The 12,420-nt window shown below is 63.3% G+C and carries 13 protein-coding genes; 9 read left to right on the plus strand and 4 right to left on the minus strand.

Going from position 1 to position 12,420, the window contains the following annotated elements:
- Positions 1-27: 27 nt before the first annotated feature.
- The 3 genes from JKP78_RS07885 to JKP78_RS07895 are packed head-to-tail and all read left to right on the plus strand — an operon-like array spanning position 28 to position 3,748.
- Entirely contained in the window at positions 28-1,329 is a 1,302-nt protein-coding gene (locus tag JKP78_RS07885) for a M16 family metallopeptidase (protein ID WP_186684216.1), read from the plus strand.
- Positions 1,322-2,695, plus strand: a complete 1,374-nt coding sequence (locus JKP78_RS07890) for a M16 family metallopeptidase (RefSeq protein ID WP_186684214.1) — start codon at positions 1,322-1,324, stop codon at positions 2,693-2,695. The genes JKP78_RS07885 and JKP78_RS07890 overlap by 8 nt, the downstream gene beginning before the upstream one ends.
- A 60-nt stretch (positions 2,696-2,755) precedes the next feature.
- Positions 2,756-3,748: a hydrolase gene (locus JKP78_RS07895; RefSeq protein ID WP_186684212.1), complete on the plus strand. Its 993-nt coding sequence runs from the start codon at positions 2,756-2,758 to the stop codon at positions 3,746-3,748.
- A gap of 16 nt (positions 3,749-3,764) precedes the next feature.
- Here the strand turns inward: JKP78_RS07895 and JKP78_RS07900 are convergent, their stop codons facing one another.
- Positions 3,765-4,619: a sulfurtransferase gene (locus JKP78_RS07900; protein WP_186684210.1), complete on the minus strand. Its 855-nt coding sequence runs from the start codon at positions 4,617-4,619 to the stop codon at positions 3,765-3,767.
- Positions 4,620-4,653: 34 nt separating this feature from the next.
- Entirely contained in the window at positions 4,654-5,319 is a 666-nt protein-coding gene (locus JKP78_RS07905) for a TetR/AcrR family transcriptional regulator (RefSeq protein ID WP_186684447.1), read from the minus strand.
- A gap of 150 nt (positions 5,320-5,469) precedes the next feature.
- Between JKP78_RS07905 and JKP78_RS07910 the strand changes: the two genes are divergently transcribed.
- The 5 genes from JKP78_RS07910 to JKP78_RS07930 all read left to right on the plus strand — a co-directional run bounded on the left by JKP78_RS07910 (position 5,470) and on the right by JKP78_RS07930 (position 9,963).
- The gene (locus JKP78_RS07910) at positions 5,470-6,900 is read left to right on the plus strand and encodes a coniferyl aldehyde dehydrogenase (protein ID WP_200626484.1); all 1,431 of its coding nucleotides are present in this window, start codon (positions 5,470-5,472) and stop codon (positions 6,898-6,900) included.
- A gap of 10 nt (positions 6,901-6,910) precedes the next feature.
- Positions 6,911-7,396 (plus strand): twin-arginine translocation pathway signal protein, encoded by a 486-nt coding sequence (locus JKP78_RS07915; protein WP_186684206.1) that lies wholly within the window; start codon positions 6,911-6,913, stop codon positions 7,394-7,396.
- A gap of 18 nt (positions 7,397-7,414) precedes the next feature.
- Positions 7,415-9,013: a GMC family oxidoreductase gene (locus tag JKP78_RS07920; protein WP_186684205.1), complete on the plus strand. Its 1,599-nt coding sequence runs from the start codon at positions 7,415-7,417 to the stop codon at positions 9,011-9,013.
- 111 nt (positions 9,014-9,124) lie between these two features.
- Positions 9,125-9,604, plus strand: coding sequence for a pantetheine-phosphate adenylyltransferase (gene coaD / locus JKP78_RS07925; RefSeq protein ID WP_170033443.1), 480 nt, complete (start codon positions 9,125-9,127; stop codon positions 9,602-9,604).
- A gap of 107 nt (positions 9,605-9,711) precedes the next feature.
- On the plus strand, positions 9,712-9,963 hold the full coding sequence (locus JKP78_RS07930) for a YfhL family 4Fe-4S dicluster ferredoxin (RefSeq protein ID WP_013974644.1): 252 nt from the start codon (positions 9,712-9,714) through the stop codon (positions 9,961-9,963).
- Positions 9,964-10,002: 39 nt separating this feature from the next.
- On the opposite strand, the gene mutM is transcribed toward JKP78_RS07930, so the two are convergent.
- The gene (mutM, locus tag JKP78_RS07935; protein ID WP_200626486.1) at positions 10,003-10,815 is read right to left on the minus strand and encodes a bifunctional DNA-formamidopyrimidine glycosylase/DNA-(apurinic or apyrimidinic site) lyase; all 813 of its coding nucleotides are present in this window, start codon (positions 10,813-10,815) and stop codon (positions 10,003-10,005) included.
- A 3-nt stretch (positions 10,816-10,818) separates the two neighbouring features.
- Positions 10,819-11,637 (minus strand): HDOD domain-containing protein, encoded by an 819-nt coding sequence (locus JKP78_RS07940; RefSeq protein ID WP_186684445.1) that lies wholly within the window; start codon positions 11,635-11,637, stop codon positions 10,819-10,821.
- Positions 11,638-11,828: 191 nt separating this feature from the next.
- Here JKP78_RS07940 and JKP78_RS07945 point away from each other — a divergent pair, with 191 nt between their 5' ends.
- On the plus strand, positions 11,829-12,368 hold the full coding sequence (locus JKP78_RS07945; protein ID WP_186684202.1) for a type 1 glutamine amidotransferase domain-containing protein: 540 nt from the start codon (positions 11,829-11,831) through the stop codon (positions 12,366-12,368).
- The last annotated feature ends 52 nt before the right edge of the window (positions 12,369-12,420 follow it).

Genomic DNA, 12,420 nt, shown 5'->3' on the forward strand with positions numbered 1-12,420 from the left:
CCCTCTTCTTGCAGGAGCACTTCAACCATGACCGATCGTTCCTCTCCGCCCGCAGCAGCGAGCACGGTGCAATCATTCAGCCTCGATAACGGCTTGCGCATCTACCTGCGTGAAGACCATCGCGCCCCGCTGGTCAGTGTGCAGCTTTGGTATCACGTTGGGTCCAGTTATGAACCGCAAGGCCACACAGGCCTGTCTCACGCCCTGGAACATCTACTTTTCGAAGGCAGCAGCAAACTAGCGCCAGGCGAGTATTCGGCCCTCATGACCCGCCTGGGCGGCAATCCCAATGCATTCACCACCTGGGATGCCACTGTGTTCCCGCTCACATTACCGGCCAGCCGCGTGGCAGTCGCCCTCGAGGCCATGGCTGATGTCATGGCCAGCGCCACCCTCAGCGATACACCTTTTGCCAGGGAACTGGCCGTGGTGATGGCCGAACGGCGCAAAAATGTCGATAGCAACGCTCTGGCGCTCGCGCTGGAGCATCATCACTTGCTGGCCTATGGCGATTTCGGCTATGGCTCGCCGGTGATCGGCCACAAGGCAGATCTCGAGCATATAACCCCGGCAGCAGCACGAACCTGGTATAGAACCTGGTACCACCCCAACAACGCCACGCTGGCGGTGGCCGGCGACATCAGCCTGGCGCAACTGCAAGCACTCGTGAATAGGTACTTTGCTGAAATACCTGCCCACCGTATTCCCGAGCAACAGGTACCAATGGCGCCCTCTAACCTGGCCAGGCGCCACCAAACGCTGCGCCTGCCAGGCCTCTATACCGGTGCGCTCCTTGGTTTCAACCTGCCCAGTCAATGCACCGCAGGTTCGGACTCCCAAGCCTATGCGTTGCGGTTGCTGCCTGAAATCCTTGCCGATGGGCGGGCCAGCAGGCTGAAACGGCTGCTGGTGCAGGACGAGCCGCTGCTTCAGGGCCTGCGCGCGGACTATGAACCCTGGCAACGCGGCGACAGCATGTTTGCCCTTTACGCCTTATGCAGCCCGCACGTAGCACCGGAAGCCGCAGCCGAACGACTGATGCTCGAAATCGGCGCGTTTCGTCAGGCCGCCCCCGCCAAACAAGACCTCGAGCGAGCCAAGGCACGGCTGCTGGCCAGGCAACTGTTTGAACGAGACGCCATCGACAGACAGGCCTTTGCTATCGGCAAGCAGGCAGCCTGCGGGCTGGACCCGGTTGCCCTGGATGACGAACGTCAAGCCATAGAAGCTGTAACAGCCGAACAGGTGGGCCAGGCCGCCTATGCCTACCTTACCGAATCGCGAGCGACCATGACCTTCATGCATTCCAAGGAGAGCGCTCATGCATGACTCCCTTCCGCCCCCCCAACAGCCAGCCGTAGCCAGCAGCGTCGGTAGCAACTTGCAGTCCACCCAAGGCCTTGACCTGGACAGCTTCGAAACCTTGAACACGCCGGTCCGCTCCTGGACCACGATGAGCGGCACAGCGGTAAAGTTCATCGAGGCCCATGGGCTGCCAATTGTCGATGTCGTATTGCGTTTCAGGGCTGGCACCAGCCAGGACACCGATCAGTCCGGCCTGGCGGCCCTGACGTTCTACATGCTTGACGAGGGCAGCCAACGGCATACAACTACTGAACATGCAGAGCAGCTGGAACGCCTCGGCGCAATTACCGAACGAGAGATACGCCTGGAGCATGCCACGCTCAGTTTGCGCAGCCTTGCCGACCCCTCGAGGTTCGACGCGGCCTTGGAGCTGTTCATCGATCTGGTCGCCAACCCCGCACTACAGCCGCCTGCCCTGGAAAAGATAAAACCACAATTACTACACCTGAATACCTCGCGCGAACGGCAGCCTGGCGTAAAGGCTCGCAACGAGACGTTCCGCCATATGTTCAATGGCCATCCTTATGGCAATCGTGTGGGCAGTACCCCGCAGGGTATTGAATCGGTAACCGTGGATGATCTGCGCCGGTTCCATCAACGCGCCTATGCTGCCAGCAATCTTGAGGTGGTCATGGTAGGGGACCTTTCCTTGAGCGAAGCCCAAGCCATCGCTCAGCGGATCAGCCAGGCCCTGCCGCAAGGTTGGACAGCCGCTGAACTGCCTGCCGTACCGGCGGTAACCAGTGCAACCATCAACATCCAGCAGCCCGGTACGAGCAGCGCAACGTTACTAGCCCTGCCGATGAACGTGCCTGCCAGCGACCCTGAGTTTTTGCCCTTGATATTAGCCAGCGAAGTCTTCGCAGGGGGTTACGAGGCTCGTTTGATGATGGAACTGCGCCAACGTCGCGGCCTGACCTACGGTATCTACAGCACGATAGTGCCCCTCAGCGCGGGAGGATTGTTTGCCGTTGAATGGGAAATCGCGCCGCAATACGTCCAAGCTTCCCAGGCTCTGGTGGAAACCTTGCTGCGTGAGTTCATCGACGAAGGGCCAAGCCAGGTGGAATTGCAGCTCGCCCGCAAGCGGCTGGCCGGGGACCTGCTGCGTGCCGCTGCTCAAAACCAGAGCCTGGCAGCCTTGCTCAGCGAGATCTCCCATCAACGCCAGCCCGCCGATCATCTGAACACCTACGTCGAGCGCATCAGGGCGATCACAGCGGAGGAAGTTCGCTCGGTCATGCGACGCCGGCTTGACCCCAATCAAAAAGTACTGGTGAGTGTCGGCCCTGGCGTCGAGCAGCAACCGCTACCGCCTACCGACCAATAGCGCAGGTACAGTGGCGCTGTTTCATGGCACTCTAGGCAGGCACATCACGAGTCGCCCAGCATGCCCAGCTCCAGCGCCACCTTCCGCCCGGCCATCGGCCTGTCCAACCCTCACCTGCAAACCCTGTGGGGGCCTCTGTGGCGCAAGCTGCCCGACCTGCCGCGCAACCGCGAGCGGCTGTGGCTGGCCGATGGCGACTTCATCGACCTGGACTGGCACGGCCCGCACCAACCCCATGCTCCCCTGGTACTGGTGCTGCATGGGTTGACCGGGTCATCGCATTCGCCTTACGTCAAAGGCTTGCAGCAAGCATTGCAAGGCTGCGGCTGGGCCAGCGTTGCAGTGAACTGGCGCGGTTGTTCGGGCGAACCCAACCTGCTGCCACGCAGCTACCATTCCGGTGCCAGCGAAGACCTGGCAGAAATCGTCAGCCACCTGCGTGCCCTGCGCCCCTTGGCACCGCTGTACGCGGTGGGCTACTCGCTGGGGGGCAATGTGCTGCTCAAGTACCTGGGCGAAAGTGGCGTGGCCAGCCAGCTGGAAGCCGCAGTGGCGGTGTCGGTGCCGTTTCGTCTGGACCACTGCGCTGACCGTATCGGCCAAGGTTTCTCGAAGGTGTACCAGGCACATTTCATGCGCGAGATGCTGGCGTACGTGCAACTCAAGCAGCGGCACTTTCACGACAACGGCCTGCATGAGCGGCTGGCAACGCTGCAACGGCTGGAACCACTGGGCAAGCTGCGCACTTTCTGGGATTTCGATGGCAAGGTCACCGCGCCGCTGAACGGCTTTCGCGACGCGCACGACTACTATCGCCGCTCATCGAGCCATTTCTTCCTCGGCCGCAACCGCACGCCGACGCTCATCATCCATTCCAGCGACGATCCATTCGTTTCAGGCCACAGCCTGCCCACGGCGCGTGAACTGGCACCGCAGACGCGTTTCGAACTGCACAGTCGAGGTGGCCATGTGGGGTTCGTCGATGGCAGCCTGCGCAACCCGGGGTATTACCTGGAGCGGCGGATTCCGCAGTGGCTGTTGCAAGGCCAGTAGAGCAGTACCGGCCTACTTATTCACCAGTCGCTACGCCATGCGCCGGGTCGTTGATCCACTCACTCCAGGATCCGGCATACAGCTTGCCCAGCGGGTAGCCCGCCAGGGCCAGGGCAAACAGGTTGTGACAGGCGGTCACGCCTGATCCGCAATAGGCGACCAGCTGCTCCGGCGCACGCCCCGCCAGCTTTTCGGCAAAGCGCTGCCTAAGCTGCTCCACCGGCAGGAAGCATCCGTCAGCCCCCAGGTTGTCGGTGAACGCTGCGCACTGGGCGCCTGGGATATGCCCTGCCACCGGGTCGATCGGCTCCACTTCCCCACGAAACCGCGGCAAGGCACGCGCGTCGAGCAAAGTCAGGTCATCTGCACCCAAGCGCTTGGCCAGATGCCCGGCATCGATCAGCAGCTTGGCGTCCGGCTCACCTGCGAAGGTGCCTTCCCGCTTGGCTGGCGGGTCCAGGCTCAGCGGCAGGTGTGCCGCATGCCAGGCCTTCAGCCCGCCGTCGAGGATTGCCACACCGCTGCGCTTGCCCAGCCAGGCCAGCAGCCACCACGCCCGGGCGGCAAAGGCACCGGGGCCGTCGTCGTACAGCACCACCTCGCTGTCATTGTCCAGGCCCCACTCGCGCAGGCGTTCGACCAGCCGGCGCGCATCGGGCAATGGGTGGCGCCCGGTGCGTCCTTTGCTCACCGGCCCGCTCAGATCACGCTCCAGGTCGGCAAAATGCGCCCCGGCAATGTGCCCCTGGGCATAGCTGCGTTGGCCATAGTCCACATCCTCCAGAGCAAAGCGGCAGTCGAGTATCACCAATTTGGGCGAGCCCAGACGCTCGGCCAACTGCTGCGGGGTGATCAATTGCGCAAGGGGCATGACAATCTCCTGATCGATGGCACTTGGGCCCCAGCTACTGCTCCAGGGCCTGGTTGAACGGTACATGGAACTCCTGGCACAGGGCATCCACGGCATTGCGGGCATTATCGGTGACGAAGCCAAGCTCCAGCACCAGCACCTGGTAGACGCCGCGCTTGAAAGCTTCCTCCCCCAGGTGTGCTGAATGCTCCCGCGTGGTACTGAGAAACCGTACCCAGGAGGTCAGCACGATCCAGGCGTTGATGGTCAGCGATTCGATTTGTGCAGGGGTCATGGCCAGGATGCCCGCCTCGACGAAGCCACGGTATATCGCTTGGCCCTGGTGCAGGCAGCGCTCGGAAAAGCGTCGGTAACGGGCGGCCAGCTCCGGGTCACTGTCCAGCAGATGCTCCAGGTCCCGGTGCAGGAAGCGGTAGTTCCACATCGCTGCCAACAGGGCCTTGAGGTAGAAGCGCTTGTCCTCGACGGTCGCTACCCGGCCTTGCGGCGGGCGCAGGAAGCTGTCCACCAGTTCCTCGTACTGGCTGAATAACAGGGCGATGATCGCCTGCTTGTTGGGGAAGTGGTAGTACAAGTTACCGGGTGAGATTTCCATGTGTGCGGCAATATGGTTGGTACTGACGCTGCGTTCACCCTGCTGGTTGAACAACTCCAGGCTGTTCTGCACGATGCGCTCTCGGGTCTTCATGCGCGGCGCCATGCTCGGCTCCCAGTCTGCGGGCTTCATCAAAAGGTCATCTTACGGCGTATCGAGGGTGGAGTGCACCGCCCGAAAGCGCGAAAAAAGTCCCACCATCGGCCGAATTAGAGTATAGGCTCTAGGGATTTCCGGCCCGGACTCGACGCTGCCATGAATACGCCTAGCGCCCTGCCTCTTGTGCAATCCGACACCGACCTGGCGGCGATGTTCGCTGCCCAGCGTCGGGCTTTTGCCGGCAACCCGTTGCCACCCGCAGCGCAGCGGCGGCAATGGCTGAAAAGCCTGCGCCAGGCCTTGCTGGCCGATCAGACGCAGTTGATCGATGCCATCGGCCAGGATTTTGCAGGGCGCAGCGCCGACGAGACCTTGCTGGCCGAGCTGCTGCCTTGCATGCAAGGCCTGCGCCACGCCGAAAAGCATCTGCAACGCTGGATGCGCGCCAGCCGGCGCCGGGTCAGCCTGGCCTTCCAGCCGGCCCGCGCGCAGGTGCGTTATCAACCCTTGGGCGTGGTCGGTATCATCGTGCCGTGGAATTACCCGCTGTTCCTCGCCATCGGCCCGCTGACCGGCGCCCTGGCAGCCGGCAACCGGGTCATGCTCAAGCTCAGCGAAGCCACACCGGCCACGGGCCTGGCGCTGAAACAGCTGCTGGAACGGGTGTTCCCCAGTGACCTGGTCAGCGTGGTACTCGGCGAGGTCGAGGTAGGCCAGGCCTTTGCTCGCCTGCCTTTCGACCACCTGCTGTTCACCGGCGCCACCAGCGTGGGGCGTCAGGTGATGTTGGCTGCGGCACACAACCTGACCCCGGTCACACTGGAATTGGGCGGCAAGTCACCGGCGATTGTCTCGGCTGACGTAGCGCTGGACAGCGCCGCCGAGCGCATCGCCTTCGGCAAGACGCTGAACGCTGGCCAGACCTGCGTCGCCCCCGACTATGTGCTGGTGCCGCGCGAGCGGCTGCAAGCCTTCAGCGACGCCTACCAGCGGGCCGTGCGCCGGTTGTACCCGCGCATCGCCGACAACCCCGACTACACCGCTATCATCAACCCGTCCCAGCTGCAGCGCTTGCAACGGCTGCTGGACGATGCCCGCGCCAAAGGCGCGCAGGTGCTCGACCTGTACCCCGACGAAACCCACCAGGGCCGGCGCCTGCCACCACACTTGTTGCTGGGGGTACATGACGACATGCAGGTGATGCAGGACGAGATCTTCGGCCCACTGCTGCCGCTGGTGCCCTACGACGACCTCGAGCAGGCGCTGGCCTACGTCAACCAACGGCCGCGCCCGTTGGCGCTGTACTACTTCGGCTATGACCGCACTGGCCAGGAGCAGGTACTGCGCCACACCCATTCCGGCGGTGTGTGCCTGAACGACACCCTGCTTCACGTGGCTCAGGACGACCTGCCATTCGGCGGCATCGGGCCTTCGGGCATGGGCCACTACCATGGCCGCGACGGCTTCCTGACCTTCAGCAAGGCCAAGGCGGTACTGGCCAAGCAACGTCTCAATACCGCACGGCTGATCTACCCGCCTTATGGCAAAGCCTTGCAACGCCTGGTCTACAAGCTGTTCATCCGCTGAGGGGCAGCCCATGCACCGCCGCGAACTGTTGCGTTTCAGCCTGGGTGCCAGCCTCGTGCTGGCCGGCACCAGCCTGGTCGGTTGCCGCGCCCAAACCGCCGCGACCGGCTACGACATCCTGCGCGACGATGACCTGCCGCTACTGGGTGCGCTGATCCCGGTAGTACTGGCCGGCACGCAGGCCACCGAAACCCTGGTGCTGCACAGCCTCGACCACAAGCTGTCGGCGTTGTCGCCAGAAATGCTCAAGCTCACCCGGCAGCTGTTCGACGTGCTCAGCCTGCCGCTGACTCGCGGCCCGCTGACGGGTATCTGGGGTGCCTGGGAACAAGCCAGCCCCGCGCAAGTCAGGGCCTTCCTGCAGCGTTGGCAGGACAGCTCACTGAACCTGCTGCGCATGGGTCACGCATCGCTGCTGCAATTGCTGCAGATGGCCTGGTATGAACGCCCTGAATCCTGGGCCGCCTGCGGCTACCCGGGCCCACCGAAGATCTGACAACGAAGAGCAGCGCAGATGCCTGTACCTGACCCGTTTCGCCAAGGCCTGGAGCGCGGCTGGATTACCCACGACGCCTCGCGCCTGGAGCAAGACCTCACCCTGGAGGCCGATGTTGCGGTGATCGGCAGCGGTGCCGGTGGTGCTACCAGCGCGCAGATGCTCAGTGCCGCCGGCTTCAAGGTGCTGTTGATCGAAGAAGGCCCATTGAAGACCAGCAGCGATTTCCATCTGCTGGAAAACGAAGCCTACGCCAGCCTGTACCAGGAAGGCCTGGGCCGCATGAGCAAGGATGGCGCCATCACCATCCTTCAGGGCCGGGCCGTGGGCGGCACCACGCTGGTGAACTGGACCTCGAGCTTTCGCACCCCGCCCCAGACGCTGGCGCACTGGGCGTCGGCGCACAACGTGAGCGGCCTGGGCGAAGCGCAGATGCGCCCCTGGTTCGAACGCATCGAACAGGAGCTGGGCATCACTCCCTGGGCGCTGCCGCCGAATGCCAACAACGACGTGTTGCGCCGTGGCTGCGAGCAGCTGGGCTACCGCTGGGCAGTGATCCCACGCAACGTGCGCGGCTGCTGGAACCTGGGTTATTGCGGCATGGGTTGCCCGGTGAATGCCAAGCAATCAATGCTCGTGACCCGCATTCCCGCCACCCTCGAGCAAGGCGGCGAGCTGCTCTATCTGGCCCGGGCCGAGCGCTTCGAGCACAACGGCGAACGCATCCTCGGCCTGACCTGCCAGGCTCTGGACAGCCAGGGCCTGCACCCTACCGGCCGCCTGGTGCACATTCGCGCCCGTCACTACGTGGTTGCCGGTGGCGGCATCAACAGCCCGGCGCTGCTGCTGCGGTCCGCCGCGCCCAACCCGCACGGCCGCCTGGGCAAACGGACCTTCCTGCACCTGGTGAACTTCAGCGCGGCCCGCTTCAACGAGCGTATCGACCCTTATTACGGCGCCCCACAGTCCATCTACAGCGACCACTTCCAATGGCAAGGCGGCGTCGATGGCCCGATTGGCTACAAACTGGAGGTACCACCATTGCACCCGGCCCTGGCCAGCACCCTGCTGGGCGGATACGGCGAGGAAAATGCCCGACGCATGGCCGAGCTGCCACATACCCACGTGATGCTGGCGCTGCTGCGCGATGGCTTTCACCCACAAAGCCAGGGTGGCACCGTGGAGCTGCGCGGCGATGGTTCGCCCGTGCTCGACTACCCGCTCACTGACTATCTGTACGACGGTTTGCGCCGCGCCTACCGCAGCATGGCGCAAATCCAATTCGCCGCTGGCGCCACCCAGGTCACCGCCGTGCACAGCGATGCCAGTGCCGCGTCCAGCCTGCAACAGGCCTTGGCCATGATCGACCGCTTGCGCCTGGAGCCGTTCCGCACGCGCCTGGGCAGCGCCCACGTGATGGGCGGTTGTGCCATGGGCGAGGACCCGCGCCAGGCGGTATGCGACAGCCTGGGCCGCCATCACCAGTTGCAAAACCTGTCGATTCACGACGGTTCGCTGTTCCCCACCAGCATCGGCGCCAACCCGCAATTGTCGGTGTATGCCATCAGCGCCAGGCTCAGCGAGGCCCTGATCGCCCGCCTGGCACACAGCGCATGACAACGAACACGGCCCCTGTCTATAGTGCCATCAGCCGGCCGCATGACTTGGCCGGGCGCAGTCGCTGCGCTACCATCCGAGTCCCCAACGCACTCCAGCCAGGATGACGCGATGAACCGAGTGTTGTACCCGGGTACTTTCGACCCCATTACCAAAGGCCATGGCGATCTGGTCGAACGCGCCTCGCGGCTGTTCGACCACGTGATCATCGCCGTGGCAGCCAGCCCCAAGAAAAACCCGCTGTTCCCGCTGGAACAACGGGTGGAGCTCGCCCGGGAGGTCACCAAGCACCTGCCCAATGTCGAAGTCATCGGCTTCTCCTCGCTGTTGGCGCATTTCGCCAAGGAACAGGGCGCGAACGTGTTCCTGCGCGGCCTGCGGGCGGTATCCGACTTCGAGTACGAGTTCCAGCTGGCGAACATGAACCGGCAACTGGCTCCTGATGTGGAAAGCCTGTTCCTCACGCCTTCGGAGCGTTATTCGTTCATTTCCTCGACCCTGGTCCGGGAAATCGCCGCATTGGGTGGTGATATCAGCAAGTTCGTACACCCGGTGGTGGCCGACGCGCTGACCGAACGCTTCAGGAAGTAAGCCACACAGCTGATTGTCGCGCCCGCGTGCACTGCGGGCGCGAATGCGGCACAATTGTGCCCACTGCGTTGAACATGCCCGGGCGCAGAGCCCCGGCCGGAGTCCCCATGTCCCTGATCATCACCGACGATTGCATCAACTGCGACGTCTGCGAACCCGAGTGCCCGAACGAGGCCATCTCCCAAGGCGAAGAGATCTACGTGATCGACCCTAACCTGTGCACCCAGTGCGTGGGCCATTACGACGAGCCGCAATGCCAGCAGGTCTGCCCGGTCGATTGCATCCCGCTGGATGAAGCGCACCCGGAAACCGAAGAAGAGCTGATGGCCAAGTATCGCCGGATTACCGGCAAGGCCTGAACCCACAGGCCTGCGCGGCACCTGTAGGAGCGAAACACCTCAGCGCTGGCAATGCGGGCAATACACGCTGGCCCGCTGCCCCAGCTTTACCTCGCGCAATTGCGTGCCGCACACCTTGCACGGCTGCCCGCCGCGCCCATACACGAACAATTCCTGCTGGAAGTAACCCGGCTGGCCATCACCGCCGATAAAATCGCGCAAGGTGGTACCGCCCTGCTCGATCGCCGCCGCCAGCACCCGCTTGATCTCGATGCTCAGCTTCAGGTAGCGCGCCCGTGAGATCCCGCCTGCCGCGCGGCGGGGGTCGATGCCGGCGGCAAACAGGGCCTCGGTGGCGTAGATGTTGCCCACCCCCACCACCACGGCGTTGTCCATGATGAACGGCTTGACCGCCATCGAGCGCCCGCGGGACAGCTGGAACAATCGCTCGCCGTCAAACAGGTCGGTCAGCGGCTCCGGGCCCAGGCGCAGCAGCAGTTCGTGGTTGAGCGGGTCCTGGCTCCACAGCATCGCGCCAAAGCGGCGTGGGTCGGTGTAACGCAGCATCAGCCCCGACTCCAGTTCGATGTCGACGTGCTCATGCTTGGCTGCCGGCAAGCCCAGTTCGACCAGGCGCAGGTTGCCCGACATGCCCAGGTGGCTGATCAGGGTACCGACCTCGGCATTGATCAGCAGGTATTTGGCGCGCCGCTCGACACTGACGATGCGCTGCCCCGACAGGCGCACATCCAGGTCTTCGGGAATCGGCCAGCGCAGGCGCCGGTCACGCACCACCACCCGGCTGACGCGTTGGCCCACCAGGTGCGGCGCGATACCGCGCCGGGTGGTTTCTACTTCGGGTAATTCCGGCATGTGTCAGTGCCCGCCCAACTCGCGAATGTTCTGCTTGAGGTTTTCGAAATCGTATTCCGACAAGCCGATGTAATCGAGCACCAGCGGGCCGACCACACGCCACTCGTGGTCCACCGACTGGTTACCCAGCACCCGGTAGGAGGCGCAGATGTGCTCGGCCATCTTCAGCACCGCCAGCAGGTTCTTCAGCTGGCTCTGGGTGTTGCGCGAGCTTTCGTCGCGGAACACCGCCAGGGCATTGTGGTGGTTGGCAATGGTCGCGCTGAGGTGTTCGGGCAGCCGCCAGGACTTGGCGGTGAAATAGCCGACCACCGAATGGTTGGTGTTGAAAGAACGGTTTTCCGTGTCGACGATCCGGGTTTCCTCATCGGCCGTGGCATAGGCCTGCTCCAGCACCTCCATGTAGTTCGGGAAGCGCTTGAGCATCAGCGGCACGCCGCAGTCGTGGAACAGGCCGAGGGTATAGGCCTCGTCCGCAGGCTGGATGCCGGTGCGCTTGGCCAGGGTCAGGCAGGTCATCGCCACATCCTGGGCGGTATCCCAGAAGCGATTGAGGGTGACGATGGTCTCGTCGCTCATTTCGCCCTTGATCGACTGGGCGTTGATCAGGTTGATGATCGAACGGCTACCCAGCAGGTTCACCGCGCGCTGGATCGAACCAATCTTGTTGGAAAGGCCGAAGTGCGGGGAGTTGACCAGCTTGAGCAAGGCACCCGAGAGGCCCGGGTCCTGGGAAATCAGTTTGGCGATGGTTTCCAGGTCCGGGTCAGGCATGTACTGCTCGAACTGCAGGTCGACCATGATCTGCGGTTGCGGCGGGATGGTAATGCCTTGCAAGGCTTGCTGGATCTGTTCGGCGCTGAGTTCCTGGGACATACGTGCATACTCGTTCGGGACGGGCGATTCTAACCTTCTAGACTGGCAAGGGACCAACCACTGAATCGTAACGCCGGAACTTTCCTTGAGCGCCACGGGCCTCTTTTTTCACACCCATCGAAAAAGGAGCAAGGCCCATGAGTGCGGAACTGAACGGCAAGCGCGTGGCCTTTCTGGTCACCGATGGCTTCGAGCAGGTGGAGCTGACCGGGCCCCGCGAAGCCCTGGAACAGAGCGGCGCGGTAGTGGATATCCTCAGCGACAGAGAAGGCACTGTACGGGGTTGGAACCATGACCGGCCGGCGGATGAATTCGCCGTGGATGCCACCTTCGAAGGCGCCCACCTGGACCTCTACGATGCCTTGGTGCTGCCCGGCGGCGTGCAAAATTCTGACACGATTCGGCTCATCCCCGCCGCGCAGAAACTGGTGAAAAGCCACGACTCGGCCGGCAGGCCGCTGGCAGTGATCTGCCACGGCGGCTGGTTGCTGGTGTCATGCGGGTTGGTCAAGGGCAAGCGGATGACCAGCTACAAGACCCTGCAGGACGACATTCGCAATGCCGGGGGGGAATGGGTGGATGAAGAAGTGGTGGTCGATGGCAACCTGATCAGCAGCCGCAAGCCCGATGACATTCCGGCGTTCAGCCAGCAGTTGATCAAGGCACTCGCGGCCTGATTGCCGCTAGCGGGCTCATCGCTGGCAAGCCCGCCTCCACAGTAAGGCGCAC

Origin of the sequence: Pseudomonas sp. LAM2023 (assembly GCF_016620375.1) — a bacterium.
GTDB classification, from domain to species: Bacteria; Pseudomonadota; Gammaproteobacteria; order Pseudomonadales; family Pseudomonadaceae; genus Aquipseudomonas; species Aquipseudomonas anuradhapurensis.